This is a genomic window from Flagellimonas sp. 2504JD1-5 (assembly GCF_053618295.1).
The window spans coordinates 1,463,577-1,482,264 of record NZ_JBSIOU010000001.1 but is presented as its reverse complement, the minus strand read 5'-3'; the positions used below and the strand labels follow the sequence as shown (position 1 = coordinate 1,482,264).

Annotated in this window: 16 protein-coding genes; 2 read left to right on the top strand and 14 right to left on the bottom strand. The window is 40.2% G+C overall.

The window, feature by feature from the left end:
• Positions 1-51: 51 nt before the first annotated feature.
• From ACULLG_RS06575 to ACULLG_RS06550, 6 genes are all read right to left on the bottom strand, one after another.
• Positions 52-2,349 (bottom strand): NADP-dependent malic enzyme, encoded by a 2,298-nt coding sequence (locus ACULLG_RS06575; RefSeq protein ID WP_452125974.1) that lies wholly within the window; start codon positions 2,347-2,349, stop codon positions 52-54.
• A gap of 109 nt (positions 2,350-2,458) precedes the next feature.
• Positions 2,459-3,769, bottom strand: a complete 1,311-nt coding sequence (locus ACULLG_RS06570; RefSeq protein ID WP_452125973.1) for an MFS transporter — start codon at positions 3,767-3,769, stop codon at positions 2,459-2,461.
• 149 nt (positions 3,770-3,918) lie between these two features.
• Positions 3,919-4,836 (bottom strand): tRNA epoxyqueuosine(34) reductase QueG, encoded by a 918-nt coding sequence (queG, locus tag ACULLG_RS06565; RefSeq protein ID WP_452125972.1) that lies wholly within the window; start codon positions 4,834-4,836, stop codon positions 3,919-3,921.
• Between the two features lie 32 nt (positions 4,837-4,868).
• A complete protein-coding gene (locus tag ACULLG_RS06560; RefSeq protein WP_452125971.1) occupies positions 4,869-5,402 on the bottom strand; it encodes a cupin domain-containing protein in 534 nt (177 codons plus the stop codon).
• 12 nt (positions 5,403-5,414) lie between these two features.
• Entirely contained in the window at positions 5,415-5,978 is a 564-nt protein-coding gene (locus tag ACULLG_RS06555) for a hypothetical protein (protein WP_452125970.1), read from the bottom strand.
• 73 nt (positions 5,979-6,051) lie between these two features.
• Positions 6,052-6,498 carry a cupin domain-containing protein gene (locus ACULLG_RS06550; protein WP_452125969.1) on the bottom strand — a complete coding sequence of 149 codons (447 nt, stop codon included), beginning with the start codon at positions 6,496-6,498 and terminating at the stop codon, positions 6,052-6,054.
• A 73-nt stretch (positions 6,499-6,571) separates the two neighbouring features.
• Between ACULLG_RS06550 and ACULLG_RS06545 the strand changes: the two genes are divergently transcribed.
• Positions 6,572-7,165, top strand: coding sequence for a TetR/AcrR family transcriptional regulator (locus ACULLG_RS06545; protein WP_452125968.1), 594 nt, complete (start codon positions 6,572-6,574; stop codon positions 7,163-7,165).
• A gap of 15 nt (positions 7,166-7,180) precedes the next feature.
• Here ACULLG_RS06545 and ruvB read toward each other — a convergent pair whose 3' ends face one another.
• Positions 7,181-8,203 (bottom strand): Holliday junction branch migration DNA helicase RuvB, encoded by a 1,023-nt coding sequence (gene ruvB, locus ACULLG_RS06540; protein WP_452125967.1) that lies wholly within the window; start codon positions 8,201-8,203, stop codon positions 7,181-7,183.
• A gap of 141 nt (positions 8,204-8,344) precedes the next feature.
• On the opposite strand from ruvB, the gene ACULLG_RS06535 reads away from it, so the two are divergent.
• The gene (locus ACULLG_RS06535) at positions 8,345-10,609 is read left to right on the top strand and encodes an acyl-CoA dehydrogenase family protein (RefSeq protein WP_452125966.1); all 2,265 of its coding nucleotides are present in this window, start codon (positions 8,345-8,347) and stop codon (positions 10,607-10,609) included.
• 2 nt (positions 10,610-10,611) lie between these two features.
• Here ACULLG_RS06535 and ACULLG_RS06530 read toward each other — a convergent pair whose 3' ends face one another.
• The 7 genes from ACULLG_RS06530 to nrfD form a co-directional block, all read right to left on the bottom strand.
• On the bottom strand, positions 10,612-11,436 hold the full coding sequence (locus tag ACULLG_RS06530; protein ID WP_452125965.1) for a GIN domain-containing protein: 825 nt from the start codon (positions 11,434-11,436) through the stop codon (positions 10,612-10,614).
• Between the two features lie 118 nt (positions 11,437-11,554).
• Positions 11,555-13,372 carry a cytochrome c oxidase subunit I gene (locus ACULLG_RS06525; protein ID WP_452125964.1) on the bottom strand — a complete coding sequence of 606 codons (1,818 nt, stop codon included), beginning with the start codon at positions 13,370-13,372 and terminating at the stop codon, positions 11,555-11,557.
• 43 nt (positions 13,373-13,415) lie between these two features.
• Positions 13,416-14,474 (bottom strand): cytochrome c oxidase subunit II, encoded by a 1,059-nt coding sequence (locus ACULLG_RS06520; RefSeq protein WP_452125963.1) that lies wholly within the window; start codon positions 14,472-14,474, stop codon positions 13,416-13,418.
• Positions 14,475-14,501: 27 nt separating this feature from the next.
• Complete coding sequence (locus ACULLG_RS06515) at positions 14,502-15,836, bottom strand: quinol:cytochrome C oxidoreductase (RefSeq protein WP_452125962.1); 1,335 nt, start codon at positions 15,834-15,836, stop codon at positions 14,502-14,504.
• A gap of 17 nt (positions 15,837-15,853) precedes the next feature.
• A complete protein-coding gene (locus ACULLG_RS06510) occupies positions 15,854-16,423 on the bottom strand; it encodes a c-type cytochrome (RefSeq protein ID WP_452125961.1) in 570 nt (189 codons plus the stop codon).
• Positions 16,424-16,427: 4 nt separating this feature from the next.
• The gene (locus ACULLG_RS06505; protein WP_452125960.1) at positions 16,428-16,955 is read right to left on the bottom strand and encodes a DUF3341 domain-containing protein; all 528 of its coding nucleotides are present in this window, start codon (positions 16,953-16,955) and stop codon (positions 16,428-16,430) included.
• Between the two features lie 2 nt (positions 16,956-16,957).
• Positions 16,958-18,685, bottom strand: a complete 1,728-nt coding sequence (gene nrfD / locus ACULLG_RS06500) for an NrfD/PsrC family molybdoenzyme membrane anchor subunit (RefSeq protein ID WP_452125959.1) — start codon at positions 18,683-18,685, stop codon at positions 16,958-16,960.
• Positions 18,686-18,688 lie beyond the last annotated feature (3 nt).

Here is an 18,688-nt window from a genome sequence, read left to right as displayed (position 1 = left end):
TGGATTCTTCGATTATTTTCAATTGACGATTGGACATTGCAAATTGACAAATCATTCCTCTTCCATTTTTGCCTTCTTTCTTTTTTCCCGTTCCTGAGCGTCAATTACGGCTACTGCTGCCATATTTACCATTTCATCTACACTTGCTCCCAATTGAAGAATGTGTGCCGACCTTCTCAATCCAACCATAATCGGGCCTATGGATTCTGCATTGTGCAATCCTTTGAGCAATTTATAGGTAATGTTGGCCGATTCCAAATTGGGAAATATCAAGGTATTGACCTTCTTTCCTGCTAATTTGGAGAATGGAAAATTGTTATGACATAATTCTTGATCTAAGGCAAAATCGGTCTGAATTTCACCATCCACAATCAATTCAGGCATGCGTTCATGTAATATTTCAACCGCCTGTCTTACTTTTTGTGCATTGGGATGATTGGAAGATCCATAATTGGCATAGGAAAGCATGGCCATCACGGGATTAAAACCAAAGGTGCTTGCCACATTTGCAGTCATCTTTGCAATTTCGGCCAAATCTTCGGCATTTGGATCTACATTGATTGAAGTGTCCGCCAAAAAGAGCGGGCCTCTATCCGTAATCATAATGTTCACTGTGGAAGCATTTTTCACTCCCTTAGATCTACCCAACACTTCAAAAACAGGCTTTAACACTTTGGGATAAGATCTAGAATAACCTGAAATCATGCCATCAGCGTCACCTTCCAACAACATCATTGCTCCAAAGTAATTTCGCTTGCCCATATTAATTCGAGCACTGTACTGGGTCTCTCCTTTTCGCTTTCTGGATTCCCAAAGCTTCATGGCATATCGGGTACGTATTTCTTTGGATTCATCAGATCTAGGGTCAATGATGGGGACATCGGCATCAAAATCCAATTCCTTTTTTAGTTCCTCTATCACCTCTCTGTTTCCCAAAAGAATCGGAATCGCAATGCCTTCATCGTGTACAATCTGAGCGGCTTTCATCACATCCAGCAACTCTGCCTCTGCAAACACAATCCGTTTTGGATTCAACCTAGCACGATTGTGCATAAGACGCATGACCTTATTATCGTTACCAGATCTTTGGTACAACTCTTCTTCGTATTTTTTCCAATCTTTGATTGGTGCTTTCGCCACTCCACTGTCAATTGCTGCTTTTGCAACGGCCGGAGGAATTTTGGTGATCAATCGAGGATCAAATGGTTTTGGAATAATATAATCCTTTCCAAATGCCAGTCGAGTGGTATCATAGGCAATATTCACCTGTTCTGGAACTGGTTCCTTGGTTAAATCTGCCAAAGCCCGAACAGCGGCCATTTTCATTTCTTCATTGATTTTTGTAGCACGAACGTCCAAAGCGCCCCTAAAAATAAATGGGAATCCGAGGACATTGTTCACTTGATTGGGATGATCAGATCGGCCGGTAGCCATAATGATGTCATCTCGTGTTTTACAAGCGAGATCATATTCAATTTCAGGGTCTGGATTCGCCATGGCAAAAACAATGGGGTCGTTGGCCATGGACTTAAGCATTTCTGGAGAAAGAATGTTTGCAATGGAAAGTCCGATAAAAACATCTGAATCTATCATGGCTTCTTCCAAAGTGTCAATTTTTCTGTCTGAAGCGAACTCCTTTTTTTCCTTAGAAAGGTTTTCCCGATCACTTCGGATAACACCTTTGCTATCCAACATTACTATATTTTCGTCTTTAGCGCCAAAGGCCTTGTATAATCTAGTGCATGAAACGGCAGCCGCGCCGGCACCACTCACCACAATTTTGACCTCATCCATTTTTTTATTGGCCAATTCTACCGCATTTAATAATGCTGCGGCAGAAATAATGGCAGTACCATGCTGGTCGTCGTGCATTACGGGAATATCGAGCTCCTCCTTCAATCGTCGTTCAATCTCGAACGCTTCGGGTGCCTTTATATCCTCCAGGTTTATTCCCCCAAAGGTAGGTGCAATGATCTTTACGGTCTCAATGAACTTGTCAACGTCTGTAGTATCAAGTTCGATATCAATTCCGTCGATATCCGCAAAAATCTTGAACAATAAACTCTTTCCTTCCATCACTGGTTTGGATGCTTCCGGGCCAATATTTCCCAATCCCAAAACAGCGGTACCATTAGAAATAATTGCTACAATATTTCCTTTGGCGGTGTATTTGTATACATCCTCAGGGTTTTTCTCAATTTCTAAACAAGGTTCAGCCACGCCTGGTGAATAGGCAAGTGCCAAATCACGTTGCGTTGCATAAGGTTTTGTGGGGACAACCTTTATTTTTCCTGGTTGCGGTTTGGCATGATAGAGTAATGCTTCCTTCCGTTGGTTTTCTTTGCTCATACCTGAATTTTAGAACAGCTAGTTTATTTTAGAAGCTTCAAAGGTATTTAAAAATAAAGGCACCAAAACATTTTGGTGCCATTTATTGAACTTAAACTACTTCAAACAATTATGTTGTTATATTCTCTTTTTTAACATTTAAACGCATCGCTAAAACTGATGCGATAACAAAACAAGTTCCTGCAAACAACATCGCATTTACCGAGTTGCCACCTAACAAGTTTTTAAAAATTGGACCAAAGGTCAATGTTTGAATTCCCATGGGAATAACAATCATCATGTTTAAAATGCCCATATAAACACCTCTTCTTTCCTGGGGAACAATTTTGGAAACCATACTGTATGGAATTCCCATCATGGCTGCCCATCCAATTCCAAATAAAATCATTGGAAACAAAACATAAACAGGATCAGCAATATGAGGAATTGCAAATAGTGCCAACGCGGTTCCGAACAGACTTAATGCATATATTTTTTTACCTCCAAATTTCAAAGTCAACGGCACCAATATTAATGCAACCACAGCGGTGACTATATTATATGTGGTACTCATTTTGGCTGCCTGAGCAGCAGCTTCAGAAGTATCAAATCCCATTGTGGCTCTAAAGAGCGGTGTAATGAACTGCCAATAAATAAACAAAGCATACCACTGAAAAAGATAGACTGCCGAAAGTTTCCACATAAATTTGGGCATATCCTTGACTGCATGTGAAATTTCAACAAAAGGCATTTTAAATCGTTCTATAAATGGCAGGGATTTATGCCTATTGATTTCTTGTAATTCCTCATCACTTGGAGGAATTTCTGGCGTTTTTAATACGGACCATAATATGGTAGCAATGGACAAGAACGATCCAATAAAAAAGGAATAGTACAACCATTTTGGTATTGTTCCCTCCACTTCCTGACCTCCTCCAAACCAATCTTGAAATAAGAAAATGGAAGCATTGGCCAAAAGAATACCTGCTCCAACAAATAAACTCTGCATTTGATATCCAATGCTCAATTGGCTATCGGGCAACTTATCGCCAACAAAAGCTCGATAGGGTTCCATGGCCATATTGTTCCCAACATCCAAAATCCATAAAAGACCTACCGCAAACCATAAGGTGGGACTGAGCGGAAAGGCAAATAAACATAAACTTCCCATTACAGCACCGATAAGAAAAAAGGGCTTCCGACGCCCCCATTTCGGCGACCAAGTTTTATCAGAAACAGCTCCAATAATAGGTTGGACTATAAGTCCAGTTATAGGGCCTGCAATATTCAAAATTGGTAAAATCTCTTCCGCTGCTCCCAAAAAAAGAAAAATTGGGTTAATGGCGCTTTGCTGAAGTCCGAAACTATATTGGATTCCAAGAAACCCAACATTCATGTTGAATATCTTCCAAAAACTCAGTTTCGGTTTAGTTAGTTTCATAATTCAAATGGTGGTTTTAAATCAAAAAAAATGGCATTCCAAGTCTTCTGAGCATCCCATGAATATACTGTTTTCTTTAGTGTCTGAATAAAATTTGAGCCATAAAGTGACAATATCATTTACGAAAACGATTGAGATTTGGTAAAATCTTATTTTAAGAAATCGATATTCCTTTGAAGTCCAGAGAATTTGGTGCGTTTTACCGCAGATTTTTTGAAGATTCGTCTAAAAACATCTTCGGTAATTTCCTCCCAATCCTTTTTCGACATGGAAAGCAATTCTGGATGGGGATCAAAGAGGGGCTCGCTATGCGATTTTGAAAATCGGTTCCATGGACAAACATCTTGACAAACATCACAACCGAACATCCAATCGTCAAACTTGCCTTGAAAACCCGTTGGGATCTCATTTTTCAATTCAATTGTAAAATACGAAATACATTTACTGCCGTCTACCACGTAAGGTTCAACTATGGCTTCGGTAGGGCAAGCATCTATACAGGCGGTACAGGTACCGCAGTGATCAGTTACCGGAGCATCATATTCCAGTTCCAAATCAATAATCAACTCGGCTATAAAGTAAAATGACCCCACCTGTTGGGTAAGTAAATTGCTATGTTTTCCAATCCAACCCAAGCCACTACGGGCAGCCCAAGCTTTATCCAAAACTGGAGCTGAATCCACAAAAGCACGACCATGCACCTCTCCAATTTCTTCTTGAATGAAATTTAAAAGGCTTTTCAGTTTGTCCTTTATCACAAAGTGATAGTCGGTTCCAAAGGCATATTTGGAAATTTTGTAGGATTCCTGGTTTTGTTCTTCTGACGGAAAATAATTCAATAGCAAGGAAACCACCGATTTGGAGCCTTCCACCAATTTTGTAGGATCTAACCGCTTGTCAAAATGATTCTCCATATACCGCATTTCTCCATGCATGTTCTGATTGAGCCATTTTTCCAAACGAGGTGCCTCTTCTTCCAAAAATTCCGCTTTGGATATGCCACAAGATAAAAAACCGAGGCGCTTGGCTTCGGTTTTTATCTTTTTACTATAATCCATTGCGTTCATACGAACACAATTTAGCTAATCCAATGCACTTCTCACACAAACTGAATTTTATATTTTCCACAAATCTTGGTTACTCTTTTAAAATCCGGTGGACCTGAGGGTAAAGCAGCCAGTTCTTCAAACATGTTTTCAATACCTGATGGAAATACACTCAACATTACCCTGGCTTTTTCCTCTCCGATTACTTTGAACGAATGTGGTATGCCTCTTGGACAGAACATAATATCGCCGGCACTCAATGTTGTTATTTTATCCCCAATGGTCATTTCCAATTGGCCAGACAATACGTGAAACACCTCATCTTCATTTTCATGAATATGTGGAGGGATCCCAAATCCCGGTTCGTTATTTTGTTCGATCAGTGTGAACTGGCCGTTGGTGTCATTACCTACCAATTTCATGTTTTGATAGTCTCCCATAACACTTTGTATCTTCCCTTCATCTTTTCGAACAATTTTAGGTTCTGCATCAGGGTTTTCTTTATTCTGCGAAGCTGCTGAAACCAAACTTACAGTACAAAGACCTAGCCCCATGGCTGAAGTTGATATAAATTCTTTTCTATTCATCTTACCAGGTTTTTAGTTTTCCGCAGGATTTTCGGCTGGGACGTTTGGGTTAAATGGCTCAAACACTCCAAGAGGATTATCCAATACCACCCATGCATGAAGGGTCCAAGAACCTCCGGCTACATTCGGGTTATAATGCCAATGATCTTGGCGTCCTATAAAGCCTTCTGGCGGGCTTGAATCCTCCGGGCCAGGCACCGCATACTCTACGCCAACCAATTTAAGTTTACCATGCTCGTTGGGAACATAGAGTAAAATCTCAGGCTTTTCCAATTCAAAAACATCATCCATAAGACCAACGTTAATGTAATGAAAGCCCATATGGGGTACATAAGGTGAAGGATTGAACGGAAAGGGATCCGCATAACCGGCCTTCTTTGCTTGTTCAAAGCTATGAAAGCGCATAGCAATTTGTTTTACTCTCTTTAATTGATCTTCAACGGACTCTACCTTACTTTTGGCCGTTACTGAAGTCAACTCTTCGAATGCCATATCCTCTTTTGAACAGGATGTAAAAATCAAGGTCGTTACCAAAAGACCTAAATACAATTGAATTGAAATTTGTTTTGTTTCCATACGAATAGGATTTAAAATGAAACCTTTGTTAACTATTGAGGGAAACTTTGCACTTAACTTATATGAGGTGGGATTATACTGGGGGCCTTTCGGGAATGGTCATGTCAAAATCCTTGGCCGTTTCCAGTACTTTTTGAATAATCTCCAAATTTACGGACTTGGCAATCGCATTGTCTTCACTATCGGAAATACCATAGGTCTCAAAAAACTCGGTAAAACCTTTTGGACTATGTATGTTTATCCAAACACATTTTTTATCGCTGTTATTGTTAAATGTGTGTAACGTACCAGGTGGTACATCCAAAGATTCTCCGGCTTTTAGTGTTTTAGTGTTTCCATTGACGAAAAACTCCATTTCACCTTCAACAATTAAAAAAGCTTCCTTATACCTTGAATGTATATGTGGTGGTGGACCTTGACTACCTGCTGGAGTTTCACAAACTATTAAATCATAATCCCCTGTGGTTGGATGAAAAGTTATTTTTTGTCCCAAGACCCACACACTATCGGTTTTTGTCATATTTATGAGATTTTTGTCTCACAATAATATAAACTAATTTTTAAAATTCAAAATTTTATAAGACATTTGTCTCATGAATGATACCCACATTGCATCTGGTCGAAAAAAACAAAAGCTAAAAACCCGAAAACGCATTTTGGAAGCGGCCAATAATCTTGTTGAATCTGGAAAAGATATAACGCTTGAAGACGTTGCAAAAGAGGCTGGCATATCGAGGGCAACCATATACCGATATTATTCCAGCATAGATTCGTTGTCAACGGAGTTGATTCTTCATCTTAATGTACCCAATAGTGACATTGTTCTAGAAAAGTTCACCGGTCCCAACATAAAAAAATCTTTGCTAGGGATACAGCGTACCTATTTAGATTTTATTCTGGAAAACGAAAAGGCTTCCAAGAAGTTTCTTGGGGCTATTTTATCCACATCAGATTCCAAATTGGAACGAGGTCAAAACAGAGCTATGGCCTTACATAAATATTTCAACCAAACTGACATGAATCTTAGCGCCAAAAAAAAGAAGAAGCTAATAAACTTAATGGTGCTACTTATGGGAATAGAGGCAATAATTGGCACTAAAGATGTTTGTGGCTTGGACAATGAACAATCTATACAAACTTTACAATGGGGCTTGGAAATGATTCTTAAAGGCTGTGAACTGGATTAGAATCACTGTTGTACATTAAAATAACCCTGCTTGCCCCCCACCTTTGATTTTTCCCAAGTGCTTATAGGCCAGTTCGGTTACTTCACGACCCCTCGGTGTTCGCATTATGAATCCCTGTTGAATCAAAAATGGCTCGTACACTTCTTCGATGGTTTCTGCACTTTCGGAAACTGCAGTTGCTAGCGTGGTGATTCCCACGGGACCTCCTTTGAACTTGTCAATAATGGTGCTCAAAATTTTGTTATCCATTTCATCCAAACCGTGAGCATCTACATTCAAAGCTTTTAGTCCAAATTTGGAAATGTCCAAATCAATATTGCCATTACCCTTGATCTGCGCAAAATCACGGACTCTTCGCAAAAGCGCATTACAAATTCGAGGGGTACCTCTACTGCGCCCCGCAATCTCAATGGCGGCATCACTCGTGATTGGAACTTTTAAGATTTCCGCGCTGCGTTCCACTATTGTTGAAAGCAATTCGGTATTGTAATATTGTAGTCTACTTTGAATTCCGAATCTTGCCCGCATTGGTGCCGTTAACAAGCCAGATCGCGTGGTAGCTCCCACCAAAGTAAACGGACTTAGATTGATTTGAACGGTCCTAGCATTCGGACCCGTTTCAATCATGATGTCAATTTTATAATCCTCCATAGCGGAATACAGGTACTCTTCCACAATTGGACTCAGTCTATGGATCTCATCAATAAATAGCACGTCCCTTTCTTCCAAATTGGTCAAAAGTCCAGCTAAATCTCCAGGTTTGTCCAAAACAGGGCCAGAGGTAATTTTGATTCCTACACCCAACTCATTGGCAAGAATATGTGCCAGGGTGGTTTTTCCGAGTCCGGGAGGACCGTGAAACAAGGTATGATCTAATGCTTCATCTCTTAGATTGGCCGCCTGAACAAAAACTTTGAGGTTTTCCAACACCTGTTCTTGGCCGGTAAAATCATCAAAAGTAATCGGTCGTAACGCTCTTTCAATGTCCAGTTCTTCTTCCGAAAAATTTTCCGATGTTGGATTTAAGTTTTCATTCATATCCCAACAAATATACTCGAAAGCCAATGCACTTGAAACCAATTTGGGCAAAATAACCCAAGGTTTACATGCAACCGCTTATCTTAAAATTCAATGGCTTAAATTAGATACATAAAATATGATTCTTCAACCTAAAACATTATGGTAATTCCCAGTTATTCGATTGGTATTTTACAATATATCCCATTCTTTTATGTCATCTGGTCTGATGATTTACTATCGGCCTCGGAGGTTTCCGTTGTTAAAAAAACCATTGAAGATGATGCTGCATTAAATCCAGGTGAAAAAAAACAGTTGTTGCATTGGCTCAATAGGGAGCAACCACCTTCCGACAAGGAATTTAAACAATGGAAACAAACCATTTCCACTTCCAAAGTAAAACTTATAGAAAGTGACACCTATCCCCTGGCGTCCTTAAGCCAGCGATTGGGGAATTTGCATTGCGAGCAATGCGATTTTAATGAGCATTTAAAACACATTGAAATCAATTTGGGTATTCAGCCCAATCATTATAATCATCTGTTTGATGTGGAGGTGATTCACGAAAAAACATCAAACCAATACAATCCGCAAAACTTGGATGCGTTGCTCAAAGGTTCACATGCATCCGAAGTTGATACTTTTCGAGCTTTTCTTGATCAAGACATTTTTAAATGGACCGTAGCACGCAACAAAGGCGACTTCCGCGAAAAGGTATTGCAACAAGTTTCGCTATTGGGTGAAAAAGGCTATGGAGCTATGGCCTACCCTAAAGCTTATGGAGGAACTGGTGACATGTCAGCATACGCAGCGATATTTGAACATTTGATGTATGTGGATGGCAGTCTTGCCGTAAAATTTGGGGTCCAGTTTGGACTTTTTGGTGGAAGCATCCAAAAACTGGGAACAAAAAAACACCATGATCAATATTTAGGCGATGCCGGAAGGGCAACATTATTAGGGTGTTTTGCCATGACGGAAACAGGCCATGGTTCTAATGTAAGAGGGGTAAAGACCACGGCAACGTATGATAAAAAGACTGATTCCATCATTATACATACTCCCGGGAAAAATGATAATAAAGAATATATAGGCAATGCACTGCATTCAACAATGGCTTCAGTTTTTGCGCAGCTTATTGTAGATGGAAAAAATGAAGGCGTTCATGCTATTTTGGTTTCATTGCGAGATAAGAATCATAATTTACTTAAAGGAATCACCGTCGAAGACAATGGGTATAAGTTGGGTTTGAATGGCGTTGACAATGGAAAAATATGGTTTGACCAAGTTAGTGTTCCTCGTGAAAATCTATTGAACAAATACGGCGAAATCCGAAAGGATGGCACCTACTTTTCTAGCATAAAGAATCCAAACAAACGGTTCTTCACTATGCTGGGAACTTTGGTTGGCGGACGCATTTGTGTTGCCAAAGGAGCTTTAGGTGGAGCTAAAATGGCCTTGACCATAGCTGTAAAACATGCACTAAATCGAAGACAGTTCAATGATACTATTAAAATCCAGGAAGATCTGATCATGGATTATCCAACACATCAACTTCGTTTGACTCCAGCAATTGCCAGCTCTTATGTGTACCATTTTACTTTGGAAGAAATGATGCGACGGTATAATGATGATTCTCAACCGGACAAAAGAGAGGTAGAAACTCAAGTAGCCGGGTTAAAATCCATAATCACATGGTTTGCGAATGACACGATTCAGGAGTGCAGGGAGGCTTGCGGTGGAAAAGGGTATTTGCTGGAAAATAGAATTGCAGATCTTAAAGGAGATGTGGACATCTTCACGACTTTTGAAGGGGATAATAACGTATTGCTACAACTTGCAGCTAAGGGAGTGCTTTCAAATTTTAAAGCTGAGTTCAACAGTGCTGGGTTCACTTCAGTATTAAAGTTATTACGTTCACAACTATCGGATAAGCTAACAACAATTAATCCTATTTATTCCAACAAAGTGGATTCTGAACATTTATACAATCCAAAATTCCACAAACATGCTTTTAATTATCGCACTCGCAGGTTAACCTATACGTTGGCCATGCGCATTCGAAACTATATTAAAAAGGGCGTGCCCTCCTATCAAGCATTTTTAAAGGTGCAAACGCATTTGTTGGCTTTGGGAAAAGCGTATAGTGTTGAATTGGCTTATCAAACATTTTCAGCATATTGCGATACAATTGCTGATGAAAAATATAGCGCCTTAATGGAAAAATTGGGAACGCTTTACGCCCTGCACGAACTGCACAATGATTCCAGATGGTATTTGGAACAAGGATATTTTGGTGGGGTTAAATCAAAAGCGATTCGACAACGGGTCGAGCGTTTATCTACTGAACTACGCCCACATGTTGAAGTTTTGGTAGATGGATTCGGAATACCTGAGCATTGCCTTACAGCCCCGATTGCAAAATAGTGTCACTCTATTTTTTTAATCAATTGAGCGGTATCCAAAAATTCCAAAATGGTAATTTGGGGGTTGCCATAAAGATACGTTTTGGTATTTCCCTTTGCCCTGAGTTCTACATCACGAAATGCATATACCCGCGCGCTTGCAGTATTTTCGATATTGACGTTGAATGAGCCAGCTTCCATGGTTTGACCTTTAAATCTGGAATTACCCGATAAATTTGCATTGATTCTATCTGATGTCCCTTCTAGCGTTAGCATCCCGTTTTGGTCAAGTTCAACCAGACTCACTTCATTAACCGTATAAATATAGGCCTCTGCCCTATTGCTCAAACTAACGTTCAAAGAATCAACATCAACATTAAAATCACCCTTACTGATACCTTCCATATTAATGTCCATTACAGCGGCGCTAGCCTTCAAGTTCAGTCTTGTATTTTCAAAGGTATCTACAAACAGTTCATCGCTGCTCACAACATCGTCAACGGTAATGCTTCCTTTTTTCAGGGTGATTGCTTTGAGTTCAGTATAATTTATGATGATATCAAACTGCTTTTTGGCTGTTACATTATAAAAAGAACTAATGACCAGCGTGCTGTCTTCAACACGAAATTTTAAGATATCAATGAGGTTATCATCAGCCACAATCTCATAACCAGGACCAAATGATTTTTTCAAAACAATATCCAAATCATCATTTAATTGAACGGCATTGAATGCGGGAAGTTCATCGCTTACTTCGGTTACAACACGACTTCCTTTTATTTTTGGCTTGCGCTGTGCTATTACTGCGATATGGCACAGTAATAACAGCAATAGGGTTAATTTTTTCACAAGTGTTCGCTTTACAGGGTTATTAAAGATATTACAATTAAAGCTAACAATTGCCGTACCAAACTCCGTAAACAAAAAACCCATCCTTTAGGATGGGCTTTTATTTTATCGAAAATCACTAGTGATTAAGCTCTTCTTCATTTTCTTGTAAGGGAACTGTTTGTGGCACAAAATCTTGTCCCGGTAGTATGTACTCCCCATTTTCGTGTGTCTTACTGTAGTCGTATGCCCAACGATGTACGTGCGGAATGGCACCTGGCCAGTTACCGTGCATATGCTCTTGAGGAGCGGTCCATTCCAAAGTTGTAGCTTTCCATGGATTTAAAGGACCTCTTTTCCCATAGAAAATACTTCTCACAAAATTGAACGCGAAGATTAACTGGGCTGCAGCTGTGATGATGGCAAAAACAGTCATCAATACTTGCACATTCGTCAATTCATCAAACATTGGGAATGCCGTATTTTCGTAGTACCTTCTTGGTACTCCTGCCATACCCACAAAGTGCATAGGGAAGAAAATTCCGTAAGATCCTATTGCCGTTATCCAAAAATGGACATATCCTAAATTCTTGTTCATCATCCTACCTTGGAACATTTTAGGGAACCAATGGTATACTCCCGCGAAAAGTCCGTACAATGCAGAGATACCCATTACCAAATGGAAGTGAGCCACTACAAAATAGGTGTCATGCACGTTGATATCGAGTGTACTATCACCCAAAATGATACCTGTAAGACCTCCAGAAATAAAAGTGGAAACCATACCTATGGAAAACAACATTCCTGGGTTGAGTTGCAGATTTCCTTTCCAAATGGTGGTTATCCAGTTAAAGGCTTTAACCGCTGATGGAATCGCAATCAACAAGGTTGTAAATGTAAATACAGATCCCAAGAATGGATTCATTCCTGAAATAAACATATGGTGACCCCAAACAATTGTAGATAGGAATGCAATTGCCAAAATGGAAGCAATCATCGCACGATAACCGAAAATAGGTTTACGTGCATTTACCGCCATTACTTCGGACACAATCCCCATTGCTGGAAGGATTACAATATATACTTCAGGATGGCCCAAGAACCAGAACAAGTGCTCGAACAATACCGGAGATCCTCCTTGATAATGCAATACTTCACCTTGAATGAATATATCAGATAGGAAGAAGGAAGTTCCAAAGCTTCTATCCATGATCAACAACAATGCTGCTGAAAGCAATACTGGGAAAGAAATAACACCAATAACTGCGGTTACAAAGAACGCCCAGATAGTCAATGGCAAACGTGTCATTGACATTCCTTTTGTTCTTAGGTTCAATACGGTTACGATATAGTTTAGGGATCCCAAAAGGGATGAAGCAATAAATATTGCCATAGAAACCAACCATAAGGTCATACCTGCTCCAGAACCAGGTTGAGCTGATGGCAAAGCACTTAATGGAGGATAAATCGTCCATCCAGCTGCCGCAGGACCAGCTTCAACGAATAATGAAATAACCATGATTACAGCAGAAACGAAGAACATCCAGAAAGAAAGCATGTTCAAGAACCCGGATGCCATATCGCGTGCACCAATCTGCAACGGAATCAATAAGTTACTAAAGGTACCACTCAAGCCCGCTGTAAGTACAAAGAATACCATGATGGTACCGTGCATCGTAATCAATGCCAGGTACATGTCCGCATCCATAACACCATCAGGAGCCCATTTGCCCAAAAACATTTCAAATACGGCAAAAGATTCCCCTGGCCATGCCAATTGCATTCTAAAGAACAAAGACATCGCAATTCCAATGAATCCCATTATCAAAACACCGGTAATAAGATATTGCTTCGCAATCATCTTATGGTCTTGACTGAAGATATACTTGGTTACAAAAGTTTCTTTATGATGATGTCCGTGATCTTCGTGTCCGTGTTCGTGTCCAGTAGCTGACATAATCTTTTTTAAGTTTTATTAAGGTTCTTTTCCTATCTTATTATTATTCTACAGGTGCAACAGTTTCTTTGAATGTGGCCTGTTCTGCCAACCACTTGTTGAACTCCTCTTCGGTCTCCACAATAATCTTCATCTGCATATTGTAGTGTGATTTTCCGCATATCTTATTACATAGTAATACGTAATCGTACTCCCAAGGTTCAGAATTGGGTTCACCTTTTGCTGCACGTTCTGCTCTTATTGCATTGGTTCTTTTTACCTTTTCAATTACATCTGGGTCCAACCTAACTTCTTCTGTAGTTTTTGTAGGTGTAAATGAAAACTGGGTAATCATGCCGGGAACACAGTTCATTTGTGCTCTAAAGTGTGGCATATATGCGGAATGCAATACATCTTGGGAACGCATCATAAAATTGACCTTGCGACCAACTGGCAAATGCAGTTCTTTTACAATAATATCGTCTGCAGCGTTAGGGTCTGATTCATCCAAACCAAGCACATTGGCACGATCAATATCAATTAACCGAACGCTAGCATCTCCCAATACATTATCATCACCACCGTAACGAGCGCTCCAATTAAATTGCTGGGCGTAAAGCTCAACAATAAGTGGGTCATCTTCGTCATTGATATCCATAATATTGGTCCAGGTGTACAATCCCCAAAGGATTAAACCAGCCAACACAATTACAGGAATAATGGTCCAGATGAACTCCAAACGGTCATTATCAGCAAAGAAAAGTGCCTTTTGACCTTCTTTCCCGCGGTATTTATATCCGAAATAATGCAGTAAAAACTGCGTAATGGTCTGCACAAAAAAGATAATGGCAAATGAAACCCACATTAGCTGATCATATTCCCCTCCATGGGCGGACGATGCCTCGGGCAACAGCATCTTTGAATATTTTGCAAAACTGAATATGGTAATTCCGTAGATAAAAATCAGGAATGCAAACATTAGATAACCGTTGTAATTGTTATCTGAATCGTTGGCCACCTCTGAATAGTCCGATTTTAGTTGTGACAATTCAAAAATCTTGGTCATTTGCCAGATTGCGATTGCTACCAGAACTAAAACAGTCAATGTTAATAATGCAGTCATTGTATCTCTTTCTAAGACTTAATCGTATTAATAATGAAATTGTCTACTTTCTTCAATAAATGGGTTGCGTTTTGGCTGCAACGGTGCCTTGGTGAGCGTATTGAACACCCAATACACAAATAATCCACCGAAGAACAATATTCCTCCTATTTCAGGAACGCCAAAATACCATTGATCACCAACAGTTGCCGGCATCACCATATTGAACACATCCAAATAGTGACCGAACAACACCACAATTCCAGCCATAATCACAAACCAGTTCACTCGTTTGTAATCGCTGTTCATCAATACCAATAATGGGAAGATGAAGTTCATGGCCAACATCGTAAAGAAAGGCAATTTATAATCTTGGAACCTAGCAATGTAGTAGGTTACTTCTTCTGGAATGTTTGCATACCAAATCAGCATAAATTGTGAGAACCACAAATAGGTCCAGAAAATACTGATGGCGAACATAAACTTGGCCAAATCGTGAATATGGCTGTCATTTACATTTTCTAAATATCCTTTGGATTTCAAGTAGATGGAAATTATGGCGATAACCGTAATCCCGGAAACAAACATACTTGCGAACACATACCATCCGAATAGGGTACTGAACCAATGAGGATCTAAACTCATGATCCAATCCCAAGACATCATGGATTCGGTTATCAGATAGAACACCAAGAATCCGGCCGACCATCTAAAATTCTTTACAAAATTGGTATTATCGTCAGATTCATCTTGAGCCAGTGATAACTTTCTTGATATTTCTCTATAGGCAATCCATCCACCTAAGAAAATGGCAGCTCTTACCAAAAAGAAGGTTGGGTTCAGGTACCCTGCTTTTCCTTGTAGTAATTTATCATGTGCAACGGTATCGGCATCCATCCATACAAACATATGGTTCATGTGCAGTACGGAAAGCACTAAAATCACGAATACAATGATTCCACCCGGAACCAAATAGGCGGTAATTCCTTCCATTACCCGGAATAACATGGGTGACCAACCGGCTTGTGCAGCACGTTGAATAGCATAAAAAGCTAAAACACCCAAAGCGATCATAAAGAAAAAGAACGCCCCTACGTACAACGCAGCCCAAGGTCTGTTCTGTAATTGGTGCAATAAGTGCTCATCATGTGATGCATCGTGTTCTTCGCCGTGAGCTTCTGCTGCACTATGTGCATCATCCGTACCATGGGAAGCTTCTTCCGCATGTCCACCTCCATGTCCGTCATCATGTGCAGCTGCCACTATTGCTTTGGCTTCTTCCACGGTGCTGGGAGCACTTAAAAATCCAGTTGCCAAACAAATCAATCCCAACGCCATTGCGATGAAAGATCCTATTTTTAGCTTGTTTGAAAATGTATACATAATATGCTCTTATCCAATTATTTTGTTAGGTCTTCCTTTAACTTCATCACGTATTCGGACACTTGCCACATTTCTTCTTCATTGGCCAATTGTGCGGCATAGGATCCCATGGAGTTCAGTCCATAATAAATTGTATGATATGTGCTTCCGACAGTAATATTTCGGGCTACGTCGTCATAACTAGGAACTCCCAATATTTTTTCACGCTTTACCAAAGTACCCTGCCCTTTTCCTTTTGGTCCATGACAGATTGCGCAATAAATATCATATAATTCTTTTCCTATTGCCAAGTTGGAATCGCTTTGCAACGAATCCAATGGGCTTGGCTCCAATCGGGCCAATTCTTTTCCTTCCAAGGTATTCTCAAATTTATATGGCATATAGCCTCTTGGAATGGTGTTTTCGGCAGGAAGCATAGCTTCTGTACCTTGGGGAAACAATCCATTGTCCACTCCCTCATAGGTTTCATAACCTACCGGTTCGTACATGTTTGGCATATATTGGTAGTTTGGATGATTCTTATCGGCACAAGCCGCAAAAGAAAGGACCAAAACCAAAACAACACTTATTTTACCTAAATGCTTCATATTTTTAAGACTCCTTTTCTGTAACATTTATTTCTACAGCTCCTGTTTCCCACAATAGTGCTGTCAATTCTTTTTCGTTGTCCCCAAGTCCAATCTCCATCAAAAAATGATCATCGGTGGTTCTTACATCTGGGTTCTCAGCTTTTTTGAACGGCCACATTCTACTTCTTAGATAAAATGTAATTACCATTAAGTGAGCCGCAAAGAAAACCGTCATTTCAAACATGATGGGTACAAAAGCCGGCATGTTTTCCAAATAGCTAAAGCTTGGCTTACCTCCAATATCCTGTGGCCAATCGGCAATCATAATATAATTCATCATCACAATAGCTACCGTCAATCCCAAACAACCGTACATGAACGATGCAATGGCGATTCGGGTATCTTCCAAGCCCATTGCTTTATCCAGACCGTGCACTGGAAAAGGGGTATACACTTCTTCAATATGGTGGTGCTCTGCCCTAACCTTTTTTACGGCATGCATCAACACATCATCATCATTATAAAGTGCCTGTATAACTTTTGATGCCATAATTACTTTTTATCGTTTAATTTTTTAGCCTGTCCTGCCCAATCATCTCGCTGTGCCCTTCCAGGGAAGGAGCCGGTGATTGAATCCAACAAATCATATTCTTTTTCGGTCATTTTACTCACCTGGGCGAAGGTAAAAATCCCTATCTGGTTCAAGGTTTGTTCCATTTGAGGACCTATACCTTTAACTTTTTTCAAATCGTCCGCAGTTTCGCTATCCGCATCAAACGTTCCAATGGAATCCAATAAAGAGGAAACTTTTGCTGTATCTACCTCAGAACTTTCTTCTTTTGGAGCTGCTTTTTCTGCTTTGGCTCCTCCTTTTGATGGTGTTTGGTATAAAGGTTTTCCTGCATCGCGTAAATTTTTAAAGCGTTCGCCCGAGGATTTCAAAATGGATTTTACCTCTGCCTGTGCAATTACCGGGAACGTTCTGGAGTACAACAAGAAAAGTACAAAGAAGAAACCGATGGTTCCGATGAAGATTCCGATATCGATAAAAGTTGGAGAGAACATTGTCCAAGATGATGGTAAATAATCTCTGTGCAATGAGGTAACAATAATCACAAATCGCTCAAACCACATTCCAATGTTTACCACAATAGAGATGAAGAACGAGAACATGATACTGGTACGTAATTTTTTGAACCACATAAATTGTGGCGAGAACACGTTACAGGTCATCATGGACCAATAAGCCCACCAATAAGGCCCTGTAGCTCTGTTCAAGAAGGCATATTGTTCGTATTCCACTCCAGAATACCAAGCGATAAACAACTCTGTGATATAGGCACATCCAACTATGGAGCCTGTAATCATGATCACAATGTTCATCAATTCAATATGCTGTACTGTAATATAAGCTTCAAGGTTACACACCTTTCTCATAATGATAAGAAGCGTCTGTACCATCGCAAATCCAGAGAAAATCGCACCCGCAACGAAATACGGTGGGAAAATGGTGGTGTGCCATCCTGGAATCACCGACGTGGCGAAGTCAAAGGATACAATCGTGTGCACAGAAAGTACAAGTGGTGTGGCCAAACCTGCCAAGACCAATGAAACTTCTTCAAATCGTTGCCAATCTTTGGCTCTACCTGTCCAACCAAAACTTAAAAGGCTATAGATTTTCTTTTGAAAAGGTTTTACGGCCCTATCTCGAATCATAGCGAAATCAGGAAGCAATCCAGTCCACCAAAAAACCAAGGAAACAGAAAGGTAGGTCGAAATCGCAAATACATCCCACAGCAGAGGTGAATTAAAGTTTACCCATAACGAACCAAATTGGTTTGGAATTGGAAGTACCCAATATGCCAACCATGGTCGTCCCATGTGAATAATTGGGAACAGACCTGCCTGGATAACGGAGAATATGGTCATCGCCTCTGCAGAACGGTTGATCGCCATTCTCCATTTTTGACGGAACAATAGCAATACTGCCGAAATCAAGGTTCCTGCGTGACCAATACCTACCCACCATACAAAGTTTGTAATATCCCAGGCCCAGTTAACGGTCTTATTAAGACCCCAAACCCCGATACCGGTAGAAATAGTATAAATGATACATCCTATACCCCAAAGAAATGCCACCAAGGCGATGGTGAAAACAATCCACCAATGTTTGTTGGCCTTTCCTTCCACAGGAGCAGCAATATCCACGGTAACATCATGGTATCCTTTGTCTCCGAGTACTAAGGGCTTTCGAATAGGTGCTTCGTAATGCGACGCCATAAT